Source organism: Agromyces selenitireducens (assembly GCF_052748465.2).
The window spans coordinates 919,283-939,332 of the sequence record NZ_CM188259.1 but is presented as its reverse complement, the minus strand read 5'-3'; the positions used below and the strand labels follow the sequence as shown (position 1 = coordinate 939,332).

20 protein-coding genes are annotated in these 20,050 nt (G+C 73.2%); 13 read left to right on the top strand and 7 right to left on the bottom strand.

Annotation, left to right across the window (positions count from 1 at the left end):
* Positions 1–45 precede the first annotated feature (45 nt).
* Positions 46–1,644 carry a carboxylesterase/lipase family protein gene (locus ACULK4_RS04455; protein WP_445965857.1) on the bottom strand — a complete coding sequence of 533 codons (1,599 nt, stop codon included), beginning with the start codon at positions 1,642–1,644 and terminating at the stop codon, positions 46–48.
* A gap of 107 nt (positions 1,645–1,751) precedes the next feature.
* On the opposite strand from ACULK4_RS04455, the gene ACULK4_RS04450 reads away from it, so the two are divergent.
* Complete coding sequence (locus ACULK4_RS04450; protein WP_445965858.1) at positions 1,752–2,360, top strand: dihydrofolate reductase family protein; 609 nt, start codon at positions 1,752–1,754, stop codon at positions 2,358–2,360.
* Positions 2,361–2,363: 3 nt separating this feature from the next.
* Here ACULK4_RS04450 and ACULK4_RS04445 read toward each other — a convergent pair whose 3' ends face one another.
* From ACULK4_RS04445 to ACULK4_RS04435, 3 genes are read right to left on the bottom strand one after another with little or no spacing between them, the layout of a single operon-like run.
* A complete protein-coding gene (locus ACULK4_RS04445) occupies positions 2,364–2,771 on the bottom strand; it encodes a VOC family protein (protein WP_445965859.1) in 408 nt (135 codons plus the stop codon).
* Between the two features lie 14 nt (positions 2,772–2,785).
* Positions 2,786–4,309: an ATP-dependent DNA ligase gene (locus ACULK4_RS04440; protein WP_445965860.1), complete on the bottom strand. Its 1,524-nt coding sequence runs from the start codon at positions 4,307–4,309 to the stop codon at positions 2,786–2,788.
* Between the two features lie 53 nt (positions 4,310–4,362).
* Positions 4,363–4,794, bottom strand: a complete 432-nt coding sequence (locus ACULK4_RS04435) for a VOC family protein (RefSeq protein ID WP_445965861.1) — start codon at positions 4,792–4,794, stop codon at positions 4,363–4,365.
* 259 nt (positions 4,795–5,053) lie between these two features.
* On the opposite strand from ACULK4_RS04435, the gene ACULK4_RS04430 reads away from it, so the two are divergent.
* The 6 genes from ACULK4_RS04430 to ACULK4_RS04405 all read left to right on the top strand — a co-directional run bounded on the left by ACULK4_RS04430 (position 5,054) and on the right by ACULK4_RS04405 (position 10,136).
* Positions 5,054–6,076, top strand: coding sequence for a 1-aminocyclopropane-1-carboxylate deaminase (locus ACULK4_RS04430; RefSeq protein ID WP_445965862.1), 1,023 nt, complete (start codon positions 5,054–5,056; stop codon positions 6,074–6,076).
* A gap of 150 nt (positions 6,077–6,226) precedes the next feature.
* Positions 6,227–6,658 (top strand): GNAT family N-acetyltransferase, encoded by a 432-nt coding sequence (locus ACULK4_RS04425; RefSeq protein WP_445965863.1) that lies wholly within the window; start codon positions 6,227–6,229, stop codon positions 6,656–6,658.
* A 72-nt stretch (positions 6,659–6,730) separates the two neighbouring features.
* Positions 6,731–7,159, top strand: coding sequence for a hypothetical protein (locus ACULK4_RS04420; RefSeq protein ID WP_445965864.1), 429 nt, complete (start codon positions 6,731–6,733; stop codon positions 7,157–7,159).
* Positions 7,160–7,223: 64 nt separating this feature from the next.
* Complete coding sequence (locus tag ACULK4_RS04415) at positions 7,224–8,171, top strand: NAD(P)/FAD-dependent oxidoreductase (protein WP_445965865.1); 948 nt, start codon at positions 7,224–7,226, stop codon at positions 8,169–8,171.
* Between the two features lie 240 nt (positions 8,172–8,411).
* Positions 8,412–9,272, top strand: a complete 861-nt coding sequence (locus tag ACULK4_RS04410) for a 3-methyladenine DNA glycosylase (protein ID WP_445965942.1) — start codon at positions 8,412–8,414, stop codon at positions 9,270–9,272.
* A gap of 84 nt (positions 9,273–9,356) precedes the next feature.
* Positions 9,357–10,136, top strand: a complete 780-nt coding sequence (locus tag ACULK4_RS04405; RefSeq protein ID WP_445965866.1) for a VOC family protein — start codon at positions 9,357–9,359, stop codon at positions 10,134–10,136.
* A gap of 119 nt (positions 10,137–10,255) precedes the next feature.
* Here the strand turns inward: ACULK4_RS04405 and ACULK4_RS04400 are convergent, their stop codons facing one another.
* Entirely contained in the window at positions 10,256–12,544 is a 2,289-nt protein-coding gene (locus tag ACULK4_RS04400; protein ID WP_445965867.1) for a beta-glucosidase, read from the bottom strand.
* 420 nt (positions 12,545–12,964) lie between these two features.
* Here ACULK4_RS04400 and ACULK4_RS04395 point away from each other — a divergent pair, with 420 nt between their 5' ends.
* Positions 12,965–13,828, top strand: coding sequence for a hypothetical protein (locus tag ACULK4_RS04395; protein WP_445965868.1), 864 nt, complete (start codon positions 12,965–12,967; stop codon positions 13,826–13,828).
* A gap of 144 nt (positions 13,829–13,972) precedes the next feature.
* Here the strand turns inward: ACULK4_RS04395 and ACULK4_RS04390 are convergent, their stop codons facing one another.
* Positions 13,973–14,395: a hypothetical protein gene (locus tag ACULK4_RS04390; RefSeq protein ID WP_445965869.1), complete on the bottom strand. Its 423-nt coding sequence runs from the start codon at positions 14,393–14,395 to the stop codon at positions 13,973–13,975.
* 230 nt (positions 14,396–14,625) lie between these two features.
* Between ACULK4_RS04390 and ACULK4_RS04385 the strand changes: the two genes are divergently transcribed.
* From ACULK4_RS04385 to ACULK4_RS04375, 3 genes are read left to right on the top strand one after another with little or no spacing between them, the layout of a single operon-like run.
* Positions 14,626–15,396 (top strand): DUF2306 domain-containing protein, encoded by a 771-nt coding sequence (locus ACULK4_RS04385; RefSeq protein WP_445965870.1) that lies wholly within the window; start codon positions 14,626–14,628, stop codon positions 15,394–15,396.
* 4 nt (positions 15,397–15,400) lie between these two features.
* The gene (locus tag ACULK4_RS04380) at positions 15,401–16,534 is read left to right on the top strand and encodes a sensor histidine kinase (RefSeq protein ID WP_445965871.1); all 1,134 of its coding nucleotides are present in this window, start codon (positions 15,401–15,403) and stop codon (positions 16,532–16,534) included.
* Positions 16,531–17,193, top strand: coding sequence for a response regulator (locus ACULK4_RS04375; protein WP_445965872.1), 663 nt, complete (start codon positions 16,531–16,533; stop codon positions 17,191–17,193). The genes ACULK4_RS04380 and ACULK4_RS04375 overlap by 4 nt, the downstream gene beginning before the upstream one ends.
* Positions 17,194–17,196: 3 nt before the next feature.
* On the opposite strand, the gene ACULK4_RS04370 is transcribed toward ACULK4_RS04375, so the two are convergent.
* On the bottom strand, positions 17,197–18,072 hold the full coding sequence (locus tag ACULK4_RS04370) for a DNA-formamidopyrimidine glycosylase family protein (RefSeq protein WP_445965873.1): 876 nt from the start codon (positions 18,070–18,072) through the stop codon (positions 17,197–17,199).
* A 90-nt stretch (positions 18,073–18,162) separates the two neighbouring features.
* Here ACULK4_RS04370 and ACULK4_RS04365 point away from each other — a divergent pair, with 90 nt between their 5' ends.
* Both ACULK4_RS04365 and ACULK4_RS04360 read left to right on the top strand, forming a co-directional pair.
* Positions 18,163–18,777: a TetR/AcrR family transcriptional regulator gene (locus ACULK4_RS04365; RefSeq protein WP_445965874.1), complete on the top strand. Its 615-nt coding sequence runs from the start codon at positions 18,163–18,165 to the stop codon at positions 18,775–18,777.
* Positions 18,774–19,985, top strand: a complete 1,212-nt coding sequence (locus ACULK4_RS04360) for a glycosyltransferase (protein WP_445965875.1) — start codon at positions 18,774–18,776, stop codon at positions 19,983–19,985. The genes ACULK4_RS04365 and ACULK4_RS04360 overlap by 4 nt, the downstream gene beginning before the upstream one ends.
* Positions 19,986–20,050 lie beyond the last annotated feature (65 nt).

Here is a 20,050-nt window from a genome sequence, read left to right as displayed (position 1 = left end):
GGGCCCCATGGCGTGGGCACGGCACTCGCCCGCAGGTCGACCCGGTCACCCGGCCAGCGCCGGGAGGAACCGCGTCCACGCGCGCCGTCGTTCGCGACGCGGATCGAAGGCGACGCGGTCGTCGGCGTCGATGACCAGCGTCGCACGGCCATGCTCGCCGTAACGGGGCCATGCGCCATCCGGTGCGACGCCCTGCGCGAAGCGCACCCACATCGCCCGCATCCGCTCGCCGGCCGCGGCGTACGCCTCGGTGCCGCCCAGCGCGGTCATGAGCCTCGCCAGGGCCAGGTCGGTCCGGCCGAAGAGGGCGAACATCTCCACGCCGTGCGTCGCGTCGAGGCCGAGCACCTCGAGCAGCCGCGGTGCCACGTCGAAGCGGTACGACCACGTGGGGGCGTATCGCGAGTGGAAGTCCGCGACCCTCGTGCTCGGGAACCAGAAGCCGAAGTCACCGCCGAAGTCGGCGGCGGGGCGCCGGGCGGGCAGGCCCGGATAGGCCGCTCGCATGCTCGCCCGAGCGCCGACGGGCGCTCGGGCGAACAGCGACTCGATCCGCGCGGGCGTTCGCGGCAGGATGTCGACCCGGCCGCGGAAGATGGCGCCCTCCCGGTCGTTGGTGCCGATGATGAGCGGAACCCGGTGGGCGGTGCCGTCGCGGAACGCCCGCATCGGATGTCGCGGCAGCAACGCCCCGTCGACCACGGGCGCGAGGCAGAAAATCCCGGGGTCTGCGTCGGGCGTGCGCACCTGCAGGATGGCGCAGGCGGCGACGAGGTCGTCGGGCGCGGCCGAACCGAGCAGCTCCTGCGGCGTCCGGGCGGACGTCCCGGTATCCGGCCCGCGGTGGACGTCACGCCGCTCACGCGTCGCGACCACGCCGCGGAGGATGCCGACGAATTCCCCCGCCCACCGCGCGGTCAGCGAAGGCGCGTAGACGGCGTTCGGCGGCGGGCTCTGGACGATCGCCCGCGCGAACAGCCCGCGCGCCGACGGGGTGGCCATGAGCGTCGTCACCGCGTTGCCGCCTGCGGATGCGCCGAACACGGTGACGTTGTTCGGATCGCCGCCGAACGCGTCGATGTTCTCCTGCACCCAGCGGAGCAGGGCCACTTGGTCGCGGAGCCCCAGGTTGCTCTCGAACGGGCGTTCCGGCGTGGAGTAGCGGGTGAAGTCGAGGTACCCGAGCGGCCCGAGCCGGTAGTTGAAGCTCACGTAGACGATTCGCCCGTCGCGAACGAACCCCTCGCCCTGCCCGGAGAAGTCGCGGGACGAACCGACGCTGTATCCGCCGCCGTGCAGGAACACCATCACGGGCAACGGCGTCGAGGCCTCGTCGTCCCACACGGGTGCATGCACGTTGACGGTCAGGCAGTCCTCGTCGGCGCGGATCGCGGCGGACGGCGAGTGGACCAGCGGGTTGCGGATGGCCTGCGGTGCGACGGGCCCGAAGTCGGCGGCGTGCCGGATGCCCGCCCACACGCGTGCCGCGACCGGAGCGGCGAACCGCAGTGGTCCGACGGGCGCGGCCGCGTACGGAATGCCTCGCCAGGCGAGCAGCCCGCGTTCCCGCACGCCGCGCACCACACCACCGGAGACCCGCACGTCCACCGTCTCGTCGTCGTGCCGCCGGCGGCGTCGGATCATCCCGTCTCGCTGCCCACCCGTCCACCCCACTCCGCCGGCGGCGCATCCGCAAGGCATTGACACCCCCGACGGCGGCGCGCGAGATTGGGGCGCGGAAGGGAGCACCCGTGGGAATCCTCGCAGTCGACCTGTTCATCACGCTCGACGGCGTCTACCAGGCGCCGGGCGGCCCGGAGGAGGACCGCGAGGGCGGCTTCGAGTACGGCGGATGGCAGGCACCGTACCTCGACGACGAATCCGGCTCGGTCATCGGCGCGGGCATCGACCGGCTCGACGCGCTGCTGCTCGGCCGGCGGACCTACGACATCTTCGCCGACTACTGGCCGAAGCACCTCGACACGCAGGTCGGTGCGAAGTTCGATCAGGTCCCCAAGTTCGTCGCGTCGCGCACGCTCACTGATCCGTCGTGGTCCGGCACGACGGTGGTGACGGATGTCGCGTCCGAGGTGCCGGCGATCAAGGAACGCTTCGAAGAGATCCACGTCATCGGCAGCGGCGACCTGGCGCGGTCGCTGCTCGCGGCCGACCTCGTGGACCGGCTCAACCTCTACCTCTACCCGATCGCGTTCGGGACCGGGAAGCGGCTCTTCGGTCCGGGAACGGTCCCCGCCGCCTTCACGCTCGCGCAGCAGCCGATCGTGTTCCCGAAGGGGGCGATCGCGCTCGTCTACGAGCGCGCGGGCGTGCCGGTCACCGGCATCCAGATGACCGAGTGAGGCTCAGTCGAGCTCCTGGAAGAGCGTGAGCTGCAGCCGGGCCGGGCCTCGCAGCCGCGCGTTGACCGAGCGCCACGGGGTCTCACGGGCCGACGCCTCGAGTTCGGCGCCGGCTTCGACGAGTTCGTCGGTGACGGACGCCGTGTCGTCGACCTCGAGCGCGACGCGAAGGTGATCGCTGCGCCCGCCGTCGGTCTCGACGCGGTCGATGAAGCGCACCTGCGCCGGGTTCGACAGCTCGAGCGTCGCGCGCCCGGCGTCGAGGATGACGACCTCGGCGCCGTTCGGCCCGCTGTACGCCTCCGACTCGGGCATGCCGAGCACGTCGCGGTAGAACCGCAGCGCCGCCTCGAAGTCGTCGGCCTCGACGACGAGCCGCAGCTGGCGCACCCGTCCCTGACCCTCGCCCATGGTGCTCCCCTCGGTCAGCCGCGCAGCAGCCCGCGCAGCGTCTGGATCGTGTCGGCCTCGGCGGCCGGCTTGTCGTCTCGGTACCGCTTGACGCGGGCGAAGCGCAGCGCGACTCCGCCCGGGTATCGCGTCGACCGCTGCACGCCGTCGATCGCGATCTCGACGACGGTCACCGGCTCGACGAACACCGTCGAGGCGGTGCGCCGCGTCTCGATCTCGGGGAAGCGCTCGGTCTGCCACCGCAGCAGTTCGTCGGTGAGGCCCTTGAAGGTCTTGCCGACCATGACGAATCCGCCTGCCTCGCCGAACTCGCCCGTCGGATCGAGCGCTCCGAGGTGCAGGTTGGACAGCCAGCCGGTGCGGCGCCCCGAGCCCCATTCGGCGCCGAGCACGACGAGGTCGTAGGTGTGCACGGGCTTGACCTTGATCCAGCTCGATCCGCGGCGGCCCGCCGCATAGGGCGAGTCGACGCCCTTCACGAGCACGCCTTCGTGCCCGGCCGCGAGCGCGTCGCGCGACACGCGCTCGGCGGTCTCTGCGTCGGCGGTGATCTCGCCCGGAATGCGGTTCGGCCCGGCGATCCGCTCGAGCTCGGCCAGTCGGCCAGACAGGGGCTCGTCGAGCAGGTCGCGCCCGTCGACGTGCAGCACGTCGAAGAACCACGGATGCAGCAGCACCTCGCGCGCGACGTCGGCCCCGAATCGGGCCATGGTGTCCTGGAAGGGTCGCGGCCCGCCGTCTTCGTCGAGCGACAGCGTCTCGCCGTCGAGGATCACCTCGCGGACGGGCAGGCCCCGCGCAACCTCGACCACCTCTGGCACGCGGTGGGTGATGTCGGCCAGGTTGCGGGTGAACACCCGCACGTCGTCACCGGAGCGGTGCACCTGGATGCGCGCCCCGTCGAGCTTGTACTCGACCGACGCCTCGCCGACCTGCGCGATCGCCGCGGCCGCCGTCGGGGCCGTCGCCGCGAGCATGGGCTGCACGGGGCGGCCGACGACGAGCCCGACCGCCTCGAGCTCGCCGGGCGCGCCCGCAAGCGCGAGCCGCGCGGTCTCGCCGAGGTCGCCCGAGAGCATGGCCGCCCGCCGCACGACCTCGCCCGGCCGGTCGGCGGCGCGCGCGATCGCGTCGGTCACGACACCCTCGAGGGCGCCGGTTCGCACCTCGCCGAGCAGTACCCGGGTGATGAAGTCCTGCTCACGCTCGGTGGCGCGCGACCCGAGCTCGCGCAGCGTCCGGGCGCGCGCCGCGGTCGACCCGGCACCGGATGCCGCGGCGAGCTGGTCGAGCGCGACGTCGAGGTCGGCGATCGTCAGCGACGCGGCATCCGCCGGTTCGCCCATCGCGCCGGACAGGCCGCGCCAGCCGACGCCCACACGCCCCTGCCGCGCCTTGCCGACGAGGAATCCGACCGCGGGCGCGATCTCGTCGGCGTCGAGTCGCGCGAGCAGTTCGGCGAGCGCATCGACCTTGGCCAGACGCGACCGCGTCGATGCGACGCGTTCGGCGGTCGCCACGAGCTCCTCGAGCAGCACGGGCTCATCATCGCACCGCCCGCCGACACCCGCACCGGGCCGCGAGTGCGGTACTACACCATCGCGGTGCGCCCGTCGGACATCACCGGCGAGATGAGCCCGAACGGGTTGCCCTCGGGGTCGGCGAGGTAGGCGACGCGGCCGACGCCCTCCATGTCCTCGGCGGGCTGGATCGCGGTGCCGCCGCCCTCGACGGCGCGGGCCACGAGGTCGTCGATGCTGCCGTCGACGCCGACGACGATGTTGCAGCCGTTCACCGGTGCGCCGGGTGCGGGAGCAGGGCCCTCGCGCTGGGTGAGCCCGCCGTTGATGCCCATACCGGGCTGCTCCGTCGTGTTGCCGATCGCGCCGTCGCCGGTCTCGATCGTCCAGTACGGCATGTCGCCGAACTGCGTGAACCGCCAGCCGAGCAGGTCGCCGTAGAAGTCGATCAGCTTCTGCGGCTCGGACGCGTGGATCTCGAAGTGCACGACGAGGTTGGCCATGATGCCTCCAGGTTGCGGGTCGAGCGTCGGCGCCCGGTCGATCGGATGCCACGCTCCGGATGCCGCACACGGTACGCCCGCCCGCCGACATCCCGCGACCCCCGGGGTTGACGGATGCCGCGGCATCCGCTGCAATATATTGCATGCCGCTGACCGACCCGGCACGATCCACCACGACAACCGGTCGACCCTCGGCCGGCTTGCTCCACCTCGACGACGACGAGGCCGCCACCCCCATCCCATCGCACCAAGGAGCACCATGGCCCTCGCCGACTTCCCCCGCCACCGGCTGACGTTCGGGCCGAGCCCGGTCCATCCGGTCGACCGCCTGAGCGCCCACCTCGGCGGCGCACGCGTCTGGATGAAGCGCGAGGACGTGAACTCCGGCTTGGCGTTCGGCGGCAACAAGACCCGCAAGCTCGAGTACCTCGTGCCCGACGCGCTCGCCAAGGGTGCCGACACGCTCGTCTCGATCGGCGGCGTGCAGTCCAACCACACGCGCCAGGTCGCCGCAGTCGCCGCGCACCTCGGCATGAAGGCCGTGCTCGTGCAGGAGCACTGGGTCGAGTGGCCCGACTCGGTGAACGACCGGGTCGGCAACATCATGCTGTCGCGACTCATGGGCGCCGACGTGCGCCTGTCGCCCGCGGGGTTCAGCATCGGCTTCCGCGAGTCGTGGAAGCAGGCGATCGCCGACGTCGAGGCCGCGGGCGGCACCCCGTACCCGATCCCGGCCGGCGCATCCGACCATGCGCTGGGCGGGCTCGGCTTCGCGAACTGGGCGCACGAGGTCGCCGCGCAGGAGGCCGAGCTCGGCGTGTTCTTCGACACGATCGTGGTGTGCTCGGTGACCGGCTCGACGCACGCGGGCATGATCGCCGGCTTCGCCGACCTCGAGCACGACTTCGGCGGGCGCCCGCGCCGCGTGATCGGCATCGACGCGTCGGCGAAGATCGACGAGACCCGCGACCAGGTCGCCCGCATCGCGCGGAATACCGCGGAGCTCATCGGCCTCGGCCGCGACCTGCGCGACGACGAGATCACCGTCCTCGAGGGCTGGGCCGGCGACCTCTACGGCATCCCCGTCGAGTCGACCGACGAGGCCATGCGCCTCACGGGCCGCCTCGAGGGCGTCATCCTCGACCCCGTCTACGAGGGCAAGTCGATGGCCGGGCTCATCGACCTCGTCTCGAGCCGCGACATCCCGAAGGACTCGAACGTGCTCTACGCGCATCTCGGCGGGCAACCTGCGCTCAACGCGTACTCGGGCCGGTACCACTGAGCCGAGCGGATGCCGCGCGCCCGGCGCCGGCGCTCCCGCTCTCCCCGCTCGCCCCGTTCGCCTCGCTCTCCCCGCCTCCCGGGCCCCGGCCCCCTCCCCCGTTCGCGAGGAGAGCCGGAAGCCCGGGCGGCTCGGTGCGAGGATGGGCGGGTGACCCGTGGCATCCGCTTCTCGTCAGACCCCGCCGACCTCGACCGCGAGCGCGTGCACCGCTGGCTGTCGGAGCACGCGTACTGGGCGCTCGGACGCACGCGTGAGGCGCAGGATGCCGCGATCGCGGGCTCGCGCAACTACGGCGCGTATGACGAGCAGACCGGCGAACAGCTCGGCTACGCGCGCGTCGTGACCGACGCCGTCACGTTCGCGTGGCTGTGCGATGTCATCGTCGACCCCGGGGCGCGCGGGCGCGGCGTCGGCGTGGGGCTCGTCGGGTTCGTGCTGGCCGACCTCGACCCGCTCGGGTTGAAGCGAATCGCGCTCGCGACCGGCGACGCGCACGGAGTGTACGAGCGATTCGGCTTCGAGCCGCTGTCGAACCCCGAACAGTGGATGGTGCGTGGGGTCAACGCGGTCGAGCGCTGACTGCCGACCGGCCCCTCCCCGCCCCGCGCGCACCCCCTTGCCGTCGGCATCCGGCGGTGCGAGCATGTGCGCATGCTGCGGATCGTGGGGGCGATCGGCCTCATCCAACTGGCGTTCAACGCGCTCGGGTTGAAGAAGGGGTATGCGGACGGGCTGTCGCCCGAGGTCCCGGGGTACCCGGTGCGCTCGGCCGACGAGATGCGCCGACGGCACTGGCTCGAGGGCACGGCGCTCTCGGCACCGACGGCGATGATGATCGTCCAGGCCGTCGCGGTGACGCTGCTGCTGGTGCGTCGGCGACCGCCGGTCGCGGCGGCCCGCACGCTCGGCGTGCTCGGCGCACTCATGAGCATGGGCTATCCGGTCGAGCGCATCTGGCGCGAGTCGTTCGTCGACCCCGATCCGAAGGTGACACCGCTCACCGCGGGCGGGTTCGTGCTCGCGTTGGCGATGGCGATCCTCGGCTGGTCGACCGGCCGCGGTGGGGGCCGCGCGCGCTGACGTCGTCGTCGGGGCCGGATAGTGTGGCCACACTCGGCAGCAACGGCACGAACGGAGTGGTGGGATGCACGCGACGGATCTCGATGTCGTCATCGTCGGCGGCGGAAGCGCGGGCCTCAGTGCCGCGCTGATGCTCGGGCGCTCGCGCCGTCGCGTGCTCGTCGTCGACGGGGGTGCCCCGCGCAACCGGGTCGCCGGCCACATGCACGGCGTGCTGGGTCGCGACCACTCCTCGCCGCTCGACCTGCTCGCCGCGGGCCGCGCCGAGCTGACGCGCTACGACGACGTGACCGTCGTCTCGGACGAGGTCGCCTCGGCGGCACGCGTGGACGGCGACGGCCCCGCCTTCGAGGTCGTGCTCGCATCGGGCGAGCGCCGCACGACGCGGAGGATCCTCGTCGCCACGGGCCTCACCGACCGGCTGCCGGAGGTCCCCGGCCTCGCCGAGCAGTGGGGATCGGGCGTGGTCTCGTGCCCGTACTGCGACGGATGGGAGGTGCGCGACCGCCGCATCGCCGTGATCCCGACGTCCGCCGCGAACGCCCACCAGGCCCAGCTGCTGCGGCAGCTTTCGCCGCACGTCGTGTTCCATGCCGCGGGGTTCGTGCTGCCGCCGGCGGCGCGCACCGGCCTGTCGGCGCGCGGGATCGAGCTGGACGAGCGGGTCGTCGCGGAGGTCGTGTCGGACGACGACGGCGCGCTCCGCGGCATCCGCTACGAGGACGGCAGCGAGCGCGAGGTCGACGCGATCTTCATCGCGCCGCGTCCGCAGCCGAACGACGCGGTGCTGCGCGAGCTCGGCGCGCGACGCATGCGCAACGACGGCGTCGACTGGGTGCTCGTCGACGACGACGGTCGGACGAGCGTGCCGGGCCTCTGGGCGGCCGGCAACGTCGTCTCGGCGAGGGCGACCGTGCCGATGGCGATGTCCGCGGGCAACGCGGCCGGTGCCGCGATGAACGGCGAGCTCCTCGACGAGGACATCCGCGTCGCCGTCGCCCTGGCCGGCTGAGCCGGCCCGGCTCGCCCGCGCCCGGCCGACCCGCGCCCGGCCGACGAGCCGCCGGCTGCCGCAGGGCCGCGGATCGCAGGAGGATCGCCGATCCGCAGGACGGATCGGCCCGATTCGTCCTGCGAACCGCGCGGTCTCCTGTGAACGGACGTCAGGCGACGCGCCTATCCTCGTCGGGTGACCGCGCCAGCCACGACCGCCACGACCGCCGCACCCGCCGCGGCTGGGCAGCGAACCGCCGTGCTCCCCGCCCACGACTGGCGCGCCCGCGAGCAGGCGCATGCCGAGCGCGCCGACGCGCTCACGGCCGCGCACCGCGAGCGACGCGCCCGCGGCGAGGCGCACCCGATCGAGGACTTCCTCTTCACGTACTACTCGTACTCCCCCGGCCTGCTGCGTCGGTGGCATCCGGGTGCCGGCATCGAGCTGGCGGATGCCGCGCGCACGCCGCGCGCCGAGTGGCGGTGGTATGCCCCGGGCGCGGCATCCGGGAGCCTGGTCGTCGACGTCGAGGCGATGCGCCGCGAGAAGGGCGCGATGCTCGGGCTCGTCGAGCGGATCCTGCGGAAGACCGTCGCGCGTCCGGCGCAGTTCGGCTGCTTCGGCCTGCACGAGTGGGCGATGGTGTACCGGCAGGGCGAGCACCGGCATCCGGTGCCGCTGCGGCTCGGGCAGGCGGCCACCGACGGGGTCGTCGAGGCGCATGACATCCGCTGCACCCACTTCGACGCGTACCGCTTCTTCACGCCGGATGCCGCGCCCCGCAACCGCTTCGCCCCGACCCGCGAGACCCAGCCCGATCTCGAGCAGCCCGGTTGCCTGCACGCCAACATGGACGTGTACAAGTGGGCCGTGAAGCTCGGCCCGCTCGCGCCGGGCGAGGTGCTGCTCGACGCGTTCGAGCTCGCACGCGACATCCGTCACCTCGACATGCAGGCCTCGCCGTACGACATGGCGCCCTGGGGCGGCGAGCCGGTGCGCATCGAGACGCCCGAGGGCAAGGCCGAGTACGTGCGCCGGCAGCGCGGATTCGCCGAGCGGGCGAACGTGTTGCGGGCACGCCTGCTCGAGGGTCTGGGCCAACGGATGCCGCGGTGCTAGCCTCGCCAGCAGCACGCCCGTCGCCCGCGCGGCGGGCGTGAGTCGGCCCTCCGGCCGTACGCTCCGACCGACACGGGAGGCACCATGCCCGGATCCGAAGACCTCGTCGCCGGCTCGCCGGCGTGGGTGGACGTCAGCACCACCGACCTCGAGGCGACGATCGCGTTCTACGGCGAGGTGTTCGGCTGGGAGGCCGAGCGCGGCGACGAGGAGCGGTACGGCGGATACGTGACGTTCCGGCGCGACGGCAAGCGCGTCGCGGGCGCGGCCCGGCGGCAGGAGGACGACCCGTCCCCGCCGCATTGGACGGTGTACCTGCTCACGTACAACGCCGCCGCGACCTCCCGCACGATCGCCGAGGCGGGCGGCACGGTGATGTTCGAGCCGATGGACATCCCCGAGATGGGAGTGATGGGCCTCGCGATCGACGCGACCGGCGCCGCGGTCGGCTACTGGCAGCCGGGCGAGATGGGCGGGTTCGAGTCGTTCGGCGACGACGACACCGCGGTCTGGTTCGAGCTGTCGGCGAGCGACTTCGACGCGGCCGAGCGGTTCTACGCGCACGCGTTCCACTGGGAGATCGAGCGCGGCGACGGCGAGCCCCGCTACGCGGCGTACCGGCACGGCGGCCGCACCCACGCCGGCATCCTCGACGCGAAGGACCTGCTCGGCGAGGACCTGCCGCCGTCGTGGAGCGTCGCGTTCGGCGTCGCCGACGTCGAGGCCGCGGTCGAGCGTGCGGTCGCCGCGGGCGGGACGCTCGTCGTGCCGCCGTGGGACCTGCCCGCGGGACGCCGCGCGGCCCTCACCGACCCGACGGGCGCGTACTTCGTGGTGGCCTCGCGCACCCCCGCGGCCGAGTAGTCGCACCCCCTGGTCGACGAGCACGCGCAGCGCTCGTACCGACACCCTCGCGCACGGACGACGGGCGCCCGACCCCCGGGAGAAGGTCGGACGCCCGCCGTGGTCCGTGCGTCAGCGCGTCAGCCGCGGCCGTTCGCCGCCGCAGCCGGCATCGTGATGTTGAGCTGCAGCGTGTCGGAGAGGTGGATGTCGCGCGACGACGACCCCACCGAGATCTCGTAGCGACCCTTCGGCGCGACCCACGAGTCGGCGTCCGCGTCCCAGATCGAGAACGGCCGGTTGCTGGCTTCGGAGTCGATCACGAGCTCGACCCTGGTGCTCTCGCCTGCGGCGAGCTCGACGCGGTCGAACGAGACGAGGCGCTTGCCGGGCTCGTCCGCGGCATCCGGCAGCGTCAGGTACACCTGCGGGATCTCGGCGCCGTCGCGCTCGCCCGCGTTCGTCACGGTGAACGACACCGTGGCGGCCGCGCGGTCGTTGCGGCGGTCGACCTTCACCTCGAGGTCCGAGTAGTCGAACTCGGTGTACGAGAGGCCGTGGCCGAACGCGAACAGCGGGTCGATGCCCTGCTCGTCGTACCACTTGTAGCCGACCTGCAGGCCCTCGGTGTAGTTCACCTGGCGGACCTCGTCGGAGCCCGCGGGGCGGGTGGTCGAGCCGTCGGAGAACACGCCCGGGTACTGCTCGGCCGACTGCGCCGTGGGGGTGTCGGCGAGCGAGACCGGGAACGTCATGGGCAGCTTGGCCGACGGGTTCACGTCACCCCAGAGCAGGCCCGCGAGCGCCGGGCCGAACTGCTCGCCCGAGTGCCACGCGTGCAGGACCGCGTCGACGTCGTCGATCCACGGCATCTCGACGGCACTGCCCGCGTTGATCACGGCGACGGTGCGTTCGGATGCCGCGGCCACCGCCTCGATCAGGGCGTCGCCGTTCGCGTCGAGCCGCAGGTCGGCCAGGTCGGTCGTCTCGCCCATCGTGTAATGGCCGAAGACGATCGCGGCATCCGCTGCCGCTGCGACCGACGCCGCCTGCGCGGGGTCGGCACCGTTGTCGTAGACGACCTCGCCGCCGGCCTGCTCGACTCGCTCGGTGATGCTCGTGAGCGGGTCGACGATCGCGTCGCAGTTCAGCGCGGTGCCGCGGATGAACACGAGGTACCAGGCGCAACCGGTCTTGGCGCTGACGCCGTTCGTCGGGGTCGTCGAGGCGGTCTGGCCGATGACGGCCACGGTCGGCGCGTCATCCGCCAGCGGCAGTGCGCCGTCGTTCTTCAGCAGCACGGTGCTCTGCTCGGCGAGCTCGCGGGCGAGTGCCTTGTGCTCGTCGCTCGACACGCCGGTGATCGCCGTGGCGGGCACCGGGTGGTCGAAGAGGCCCTTCTCGATGTAGGTGTGCACGACGTCGAAGGCGGACTGCTCGATCTGCTCCTGCGTGATCTCGCCCGCGGCGAGCGCGGCGTCGAGACGGGCCGGGGTGTACCAGACCGGTCGGTTGAGCTCCTGGTCGAGGCCTGCGTCCATCGACGCGGCCGTCGAGTGGACCGAACCGAAGTCGCTCATGACGTAGCCGTCGAAGCCCATCTGCTCGTCGAGGCTCGTGGTGAGGATCGGGTTCTCGCACGCGTAGACGCCGTTGACCTGGTTGTACGAGCACATGACGCTGCCCGGGTCGGACTCCTTCACGGCGATCTCGTACGGCAGGTCGTACACCTGGCGCAGCGTGCGCTCGTCCATGTTCGACGAGCTCTCCTCGCGGTCGAGCTCCTGCTCGTTCGCGACGTAGTGCTTCAGGTTGGCCACGACCGGCTTGTCGGGGTTGCCCTGCTCGAGGCCCGTCACGTTCGCGGCGGCCATGAGACCCGACAGCAGCGGGTCCTCGCCGAAGTACTCCGAGCCGCGGCCCGAGAGCGGAGTCCGACCGCTCGCGATGCCCGGTCCGAGCACGACCGCGCTGCGGCTGTCGAACGACTCGCTGCCGTGCGCGGTCGCCTTCTGCTCGCCGAGTTCGAGGTTCCAGGTGGATGCCACGGCGATCGGTCCGGGCCACGCGGTGGTGCCCGCCTTGCCGTAGACGCCGTCGGGGCCGTTGGCGTAGATCACGACCGGGGTGCAGGGCACCTGCACCGGGTAGACGACGTCGCCCGCCCAGTTCGTGCGCTGCGGGTCGTTCGCCGGCTGCTCGACGAGCCAGCGGTACTTCTGGTGCTGCGAGCTCGCGTCGAGCAGGGCGTTCGCCCGCTCCTCCGAGCTCAGGGACGTGTCCATCCAGGGGTACGCCGAGCAGTCCTCCGCCGCCGCCGGCACGGCGGTCGCGGCGAGCACGCCGCTCGACAGGATGACGGCGCCGGTGATCAGCGCGGCGAGGCGCCTGCGTGAGCGGGGTCGTGCCCCGTCGTGCATCCGGCTCATGTGCATCGTGTTTCTCCCTCTCCATCGAAGGTGGATCGCGGTGCGACGTCGTCTCCCGCCGAGTCGCCGATTGTGTAGACCGATCTACGAAGTAGATCGATCGACAGCTTTGCACGTTTCAACTCGTGTGGGCAACCCCGAGTCGCTCCACACTTCCGCTCGACCCTGAGACGCCCGGGCGGCTCGCGCAAGCGCCTCGGAATGCACGCCACCGACACCAGGGCGCAGGCCTCGGCGGAGATCGAGCGGCTGCAACGGGATCACCGGCCGTGGCTGAGGCGGGGCGCGGCGCGGCACACCGCATCCGTCACGTCGGTCCGAGTTGAGGATGCCGAGGCGATCCCGCATGCTCGGATGATGCGCCCTACCGCGTCCTCCCCCCAGCGCCGTGCCATTCGCGGCCGTGCCGCTCGCGCCGCGGTGACCGCCGCCGCCGTGCTCGGCCTGCTGTCGGCGTGCGCCGACGGTGGTGGAGCCGGCCCGGCCACGCCGCTCACCGATCTCGAGCGCGAGGAGGCGTTGCACGACCGGATCGCCGAGCTCGACGGCGTGGCATCCGTCGACATCGGCGGCATGGAGCCGCGCGACGAGAATCCCCGCTACACGACCGTCACCGTTGAAGCGGATGCCGGGCCGAAGACGGTGCTCTCGGCTTCCGACGCCATCGCCGTGCTCGCCGACGACCTCGACTGGGAGGATCCGATCACGATGCGCGCCGACCCGCCCGCCGCGGCAGCCGACACCCCGGCGGCGGCCGACCCGTGGTGGTCGCTCGCGGTGCACCCGACGACGGATGTCGCGGTGACCCGCGGCGCGCTCGCGGGTCTGCTCGCCGCGGCCGAGGTCGACGGCGTCGTGGGGCTGTCGTTCGTCGAGGGCTGGCCGTACGCGGCGCTGCTCGAACCGGATCGCGTCGCCGAGCGCTTCGACGAGTTGCGTGCGACGCCCCTGTTCGAGGCCGGCGGCACGTTCACGCTGCGGGCGGAGGCGCCGTGGTTGAAGTTCACCTACGTCGACGGGGTGACGTCGACGACCCTCATCGAGGAGCTCGCGGCGTTGTCGGAGGACTACCCGAACTCCGAGGTGCTGCTCGAGGGGCCGCAGTGGCCGAAGCTGTACGTCGCGCGGGTCACGACCGCCCAGGCCGAGGAGATCGCGGCCAGGCTCGCCGACCCGTCCCTGCTCGAGGGGGTCGAGCCGGGAGCGGGCGCGATCCCGTGGCAGATCACCTCGCCCGACACCGACGGCCCCGGCTTCTGGGAGGGCGAGGTCGGCTCGGGCTGAGCCAATCATGCCCCCGGGGGCATGCACGATTCAGGAACATCGCCGACTCGGTCGGCGTGTCGGACCGCCGTGCCCGGCGTGTCGGACGCCGTGCCCGGCGTGTCAGCCCAGCGCTTCCTGAATTGTGAGAACGGGGTGCCTGGCTCAGCGGCCGGTGAGCTCGTTGAACCAGCCCGAGCCGACGGCGTCCACACCGGACGGAAGGCGGGCGCGGAGTCCGCGGTCGGCCGTGACGACGACCACCCGCTCCCCCGCATCCGCCGCCGCGGCGGCGACCTCCGCGATGGTGGTGTCGCCGTCGGCGGGTGCGGCGACCACGTCGATACCGGCGGGCGCCGCGGCATCCGTCGCCCGGCCCTCGACCACCGCGACGATGCGGGCGACGGCGACCGAGGCGCCGCCGTCGGGGAGCCCGACGGCGGTTCCCACGAGTGGCGGCATGAGCTCGAGCAGCTTCGTCGCGGCGCCGGCGCGGTCGCGCCACCAGCCATCGGGGCGCGAGCCCATCACGTTGGCGACATCGACCACGAGCGTCACCGATCGAGCGGATGCCGCCTCGCCTGCCATCCGCCGATCATCGCACGTGGAGCCGAGCGGGCGTGAGCCGCCCGCGGACCGCCGACGGACAGCGCGCGAACATCGCGCGAACGGCGCGAATGCGGGTCGTACCCGTTCAGCGTGTTCCGCGCCGTGGAAACCCTGCTCGTCGCGAAGCCGCCCGGGCATCGGCCGATCGGCCGAGGAGGTCGAGCCTTCCGGCCGATGTCGCGCGCGACAAGCCGGACGAGCATCGAGGCATGACCGAGACCTCCGCACAGCGCGCGACGACGGCCGCACCCCCGAACGCGCACGTCGTGCCCCGCAGGCCGACGCGCCGGCGCCCCGAATGGCTCGCCCCCGCCGGCCTCATCGCCCTCAGCCTGGTGCCCATCGCGGCGGGCGCGTTCCGCCTCACCGACCTGGCGGTCGGCACGACCGTCACGCCCGAGAACGCCCGCTTCTTCGACTCGCCGATCCCGGTGGCGGTGCACATCGTGGCCTCGATCGTGTTCCTCGTGCTCGGCGCGCTGCAGTTCGCGCCGTCGCTGCGGCGTCGACGCTGGCACCGGGTGGCGGGCCGCATCGTCGCACCCGCGGGCCTGCTCTCCGCGGGGTCGGCCGTCTGGATGACGCTGTTCTACGCCATGCCCGCGGTCAACGGGCCGGCGCTCTTCGTGATGCGACTCGGGTTCGGCACGGCGATGGCCGCGGCTCTCGTCGTCGCGTTCGCGGCGATCCGCCGGGGCGACGTGCCGACGCACACCGCATGGATGACCCGCGCGTACGCGATCGGGCTGGGCGCCGGCACGCAGGTGTTCACGTTCCTGCCGTGGACGCTCGTGTTCGGCGCGCCGGACCAGGTCGTGCACTCGGTGCTCATGGGCGCCGGCTGGGTGATCAACCTCGCCGTGGCCGAGGTCGTCATCCGCCGCAGGACGGGCCGCGCAGCGCGGCGTGGGCCGGGTCGGATGCCCGGCCGATCCCGTGCCTCCGACCGATCCGCGGCGACGAGTGCGCACCTATCATGAGGGCATGACGAGCCCCGTCCGCGCGCTGTGGGACGCGCCGGCGGCCACCCCGCCGCCCCCGCGGCGGGTCTGGCGGGACTGGGTGCTCGTCGCACTCCTCCCGCCGCTCGTCGTACTCGAGGCGGCGCTCCGTCCCGACGTGCCGTGGCGGTGGGTCTGGGCGGTCGTGCTCGTCGTGCTGGTGCCGACGCTGCTCTGGCGCCGCATCCGGCCGCTGACGATGCTCGCGGCGGCGTTCGCGGTCGGCACGGTGGTCGGCCTCGCGACGGGCGGCGACCCGCAGCTGTTCACGACGGCGTACTTCCTGATCCTCGTGTACGCGGTGATGCGCTGGGGCTCGGGCCGCGCGATGCTGGCCGGCACGGCGCTCCTGCTCGCCGGGATCCTCCTGCCCGTCGCGTTCGAGCGCCCGGCGCTCGGCGACGTGATCGGCGGCCTCGCGGTGGTGGTGACGACCGGCACGCTCGGCGTCGCGTTCCGGTGGCGCGCCCGGGCGCGAGCCCGCGAGCTCGAGGGCGTCCGGCTCCTCGAGCGCGAGCAGCTGGCGCGCGACCTGCACGATACGGTCGCCCACCACGTGTCGGCGATCGCGATCCAGGCGCAGGCGGGCACCGCCGTGGCCCCGACCGATCCGGCTGCCGCGGCCGAGGTGCTCCGGGTGATCGAGGGTGAGGCGTCGCGCACGCTCGACGAGATGCGGTCGATGGTGGGGGTGCTCCGGCGAACGGATGCCGCGGAGCGGGCGCCGACGCCCGGCATCGCCGACCTGCGGCGGCTCGCGCGGCCCGAGGCGGGCGGCCCCGCGGTGGAGCTGCGCGTCGACGGCGACGTCGACGAGCTCCCGTCGGTGGTCGCTGCGGCGGTGTTCCGCATCGCGCAGGAGGCGGTCACGAACGCGCGCCGGCACGCGCGGAACGCCGCTCGCATCGACGTGCTGGTGCGGGTCGGCGCCGACGGCGTGCGGCTCGAGGTGCGCGACGACGGCGAGGCCGCGGCATCCGCTGCACCCGGGTACGGCATCACGGGCATGGTCGAGCGCGCCGCACTGCTCGGCGGCAGGTGCGAGGCGGGCCCGGCGCCGGGCGCAGACGGCTGGGTGGTCACCGTGGAGCTGCCGAGGGCGGGATGGTCGACGTGAGCGTGCGCGTACTCATCGCCGACGACCAGGATCTCGTGCGCACCGGCCTGCGGATGATCCTCGCCGCGCAACCCGGCATCGAGGTGGTCGGCGAGGCGCGCGACGGCGCGGTGGCCGTGGCGCTCGCGCGCGACCTCCGTCCCGACGTGTGCCTGATCGACATCCGGATGCCGGTCATGGACGGGCTCGAGGCGACGCGGCTGCTGGCGGGGCCGGAGGTCGCCGATCCGATCCCGGTCGTCGTGATCACGACGTTCGACCTCGACGAGTACGTGTACGCGGCGCTGCGTGCGGGCGCGCGCGGGTTCCTGTTGAAGAACACCGGCGCGACCCTGCTCACGGAGGCCGTGCACGCGGCGGCCCGGGGCGACGCACTCATCGACCCGAACGTCACCGTGCGGTTGATCGAGGCGTTCGCCGGTTCGGTGCCCCCGTCGGTGCGGCCGGCCGACCCGGCGACGCCGCTCACCGACCGCGAGGAGGACGTGCTCGCGGCCGTCGCGCGCGGGCTCGGCAACTCCGAGATCGGGCGCGAGCTCCACATCTCACTGAGTACCGTGAAGACGCACATCGCGAGCGTCATGGCGAAGATCGGCGCCCGGAATCGTGTGGAGCTGGCGATCTGGGCGCACGAGCGGGGGCGGGCTGGGGCGCGTTGAGCGCTACCCTCCGCCCTTCAGCGGCAGCAGCTCGCCGCCGGTCTGGCAGTCGGGGCAGTACTGCGCGGTCGTGCTCCCGAAGGTGAAGTCGCGGATCTCGCCGCCGCACTCGGGGCAGGGTTCGCCGGCGCGGCCGTGCACGCGCATCGCGGCGACCTTCGCGGCCTTCTGGTCGGCGATCGGGATGCCGCGACGTGCGTCGATCGCCGAGCGGATGACGCCCACCGTCGCCTCGTACAGCCGGTCGAGCTGGTCTGCGTCGAGCGTCGACGCGTGCACGACCGGTGAGACGCGGGCCGCGAAGAGGATCTCGTCGGAGTAGGCGTTGCCGATGCCGGCGAGCGACTCCTGCTCCTGCAGCACGGCCTTCACCTGCTTGCGGCGACCGGCGACGACGCGGTCGAAGTCGGCCCGGGTGTATTCGGCGTCGGCGGGATCCGGCCCCTGCTTCGCGATGGCGGGCACCTCGCGCGGGTCGTCCACGACCCAGGCGCCGAGCGAGACGAAGGTGCCGGCGTCGGTGAGCTCGAGCGTGCGGTCGTCGTCGAAGCGGATGGCGGCGAGCGCGGGCGGCGGTGCCGCATCGCTGTCGGCGCCGTCGGCGGGGTCGGCGGCGCGATCGGCATCCGCCTCAGCCCATCGCGCCCAGCCGTGGCGGCCCAGCGACACGACGAGGTGCGCCCCGCTCTCGACCGCGAGGTCGATGAGCTTGCCGTGCCGTGCGACCCCGGCCACACGCTCGCCGACGAGGGACTCGAGGGGCCGTGCGCGCGTCTTGGCGACGCGGAACTCGACCACGTCGACCTCGGCGATCGCGCGGCCGGTGAGCTCGGCGTCGAGTTCCTCGGCGAGGGCCTGGACCTCCGGTGACTCGGGCATGGGGCCAGCATCGCACGCACCGCCGACCATGTCAGGTGCTCAGGCCCGCGTCCTTGCCAGCGAACTGTACATCGTGACAGAATACTGGACATGCGTACAGCCACCGTCGACGAAAGCGACCTCACCGCCCGCGCGCGCATCGTCGCGAGCGCGCTCGACCGCTTCGCCGCGCACGGCTACGAGGCCGCGACCATGCGAGACATCGCGGCCCACGCCGGTGTCAGCACCGCGCTCGTCACCCACCACTTCGGCACGAAGCAGGCGCTCCGCGAGGAGTGCGACGCCAGGGTCGTGCGGTTCATCGCCGAGAAGCAGGATGCCGCCGGCACGCCCGCCGACGTGCTCGGCGAGGTGCTCGGCACGTTCGGCCCGTACCTCGCGCGCATGCTCGGCGACGGCGGCGCGGCATCCGACGGACTCTTCGAGCGACTGCTCGAGGTCGCGCGCGCGATGATCGCCGACGGTTCGGCGAGCGGATGGCTCCGCCCCTCCCGCGACCCCGACGCGCAGGCCGCCGCGCTGGTACTGCTCGGCGTCGCGCCGTTCTTCATGCTCGACCGCCTGACCGCGTGGGCGGGCGGCGACGCCGAGGCGGCGCTGCGGCGCATCGCGGTACCGCTCGCCGAGCTCTACACGCACGGGCTCACGACCGACGACCGGCTCCTCGCCGCCGCCGGCCTGGCCGCCGAGGAGGAGGCGCGATGAGGATCCTGCTGACCGCGGCCGGATCGCGCGGCGACGTCGAGCCGTTCGCGGCGCTCGCACGCCGGGCCGCGGCATCCGGTCACGACGTTCTCGTCGCGGTGCCCGACCGATCGGGCGTCGACCTCGACGGGATCGACGTGCGCAGCCTCGGCGTGGACTTCTCCGCGATGATCGAGTCGCAGGGGGTGTCGCCCCTCGCGGCGATGCGCAACCTCCGCGAGGTCGTGCGGCCGGTCATGCGCGGTGTCATCGTCGAGGCGGCGCGCGCGGCGCAGGAGTTCCGGCCCGACGTGATCGTGCAGCACCCGAAGGTCCTGTCGGCGCCGATCGCAGCCGACGTGCTCGGCGTGCCGCACGTGCTCGTCGAGCCGGTGCCTGCGATGACCCCGACGCGCGAGTTCGCGACGACCACGGCGCGCGACCTGGGCCCGGTCCTGAACCGGCTGAGCTACCGGGCGGGGGCGGCCGCGGGTTCGATGTTCCGGCGCGAGATCGACGAGGCGGCATCCGTGCTGGGCGTGTCGCGTCCGCGGCGGTCGTCGGCGCCCGCGGCGACGCTCATGCCGATCAGCCCCGCGATCCTCGGGCGTCCGGCCGACTGGCCCGACTCGGTCGTGCTCACCGGCCCGTGGCGTGCGCCGGCTGCGGTGGCGGATGCCGCGGCCGCGGGCTCCTCCCCCGACCCCGCCGTCGACGCGTTCGTCGCCGGTGGCCCGTTCGCGTACGCGGGCTTCGGCTCGATGGCGGCGGGCGACCCGGTCGCGCGCGGGCGCGCGCTCGTCGAGGCGGCGCGCGCCCGCGGCATCCGCCTGCTCGTCGCGACGGGGCTCGGCGGCATCGTCGTGCCCGACGACGTGCGCGGCGACGACGTGCTCGTGACGCGCACGGTCGATCACGCGACCGTGCTCCCCCACGCCGTCGCGGCCGTGCACCACGGCGGCGCAGGCACCGTGCACGCCGCGATGGCGGCCGGCACCGTCTCGATCATCGTGCCGTTCATCGCCGACCAGCCCTTCTGGGGCGCGCACCTGCACCGGCGCGGGCTCGGTCCGGTCGCGATCCCGCAGCGGCGCCTCACCGCCGACCTGCTGGTGGCGGCATTGGCCGAGGCGTCCGAGTACGAGGCCGCCGTGGCATCCGTCGCCGAGCGGATGTCGCACGAGGACGGCACGGGCGAGGCCCTGCGGGTGCTCGAGCGCCTCGCCTGATGCGGCCGGCCAGCCCGCCCGGCCCGCGGCATCCGCTTCATCGACGCGGGTTCCACGATTCAGGA

Bases quoted from the DNA above. Each gene is read 5' to 3' on its own strand.
- ACULK4_RS04435 (WP_445965861.1), bottom strand. From the start codon at position 4,794: ATGGCCAACCTCGTCGTGCACTTCGAGATCCACGCGTCCGAGCCGCAG.
- ACULK4_RS04380 (WP_445965871.1), top strand. From the start codon at position 15,401: ATGACGAGCCCCGTCCGCGCGCTGTGGGACGCGCCGGCGGCCACCCCG.
- ACULK4_RS04415 (WP_445965865.1), top strand. From the start codon at position 7,224: ATGCACGCGACGGATCTCGATGTCGTCATCGTCGGCGGCGGAAGCGCG.
- ACULK4_RS04365 (WP_445965874.1), top strand. From the start codon at position 18,163: ATGCGTACAGCCACCGTCGACGAAAGCGACCTCACCGCCCGCGCGCGC.
- ACULK4_RS04385 (WP_445965870.1), top strand. From the start codon at position 14,626: ATGACCGAGACCTCCGCACAGCGCGCGACGACGGCCGCACCCCCGAAC.
- ACULK4_RS04360 (WP_445965875.1), top strand. From the start codon at position 18,774: ATGAGGATCCTGCTGACCGCGGCCGGATCGCGCGGCGACGTCGAGCCG.
- ACULK4_RS04430 (WP_445965862.1), top strand. From the start codon at position 5,054: ATGGCCCTCGCCGACTTCCCCCGCCACCGGCTGACGTTCGGGCCGAGC.
- ACULK4_RS04445 (WP_445965859.1), bottom strand. From the start codon at position 2,771: ATGGGCGAGGGTCAGGGACGGGTGCGCCAGCTGCGGCTCGTCGTCGAG.
- ACULK4_RS04455 (WP_445965857.1), bottom strand. From the start codon at position 1,644: ATGATCCGACGCCGCCGGCGGCACGACGACGAGACGGTGGACGTGCGG.
- ACULK4_RS04420 (WP_445965864.1), top strand. From the start codon at position 6,731: ATGCTGCGGATCGTGGGGGCGATCGGCCTCATCCAACTGGCGTTCAAC.
- ACULK4_RS04400 (WP_445965867.1), bottom strand. From the start codon at position 12,544: ATGAGCCGGATGCACGACGGGGCACGACCCCGCTCACGCAGGCGCCTC.
- ACULK4_RS04370 (WP_445965873.1), bottom strand. From the start codon at position 18,072: ATGCCCGAGTCACCGGAGGTCCAGGCCCTCGCCGAGGAACTCGACGCC.
- ACULK4_RS04390 (WP_445965869.1), bottom strand. From the start codon at position 14,395: ATGGCAGGCGAGGCGGCATCCGCTCGATCGGTGACGCTCGTGGTCGAT.
- ACULK4_RS04405 (WP_445965866.1), top strand. From the start codon at position 9,357: ATGCCCGGATCCGAAGACCTCGTCGCCGGCTCGCCGGCGTGGGTGGAC.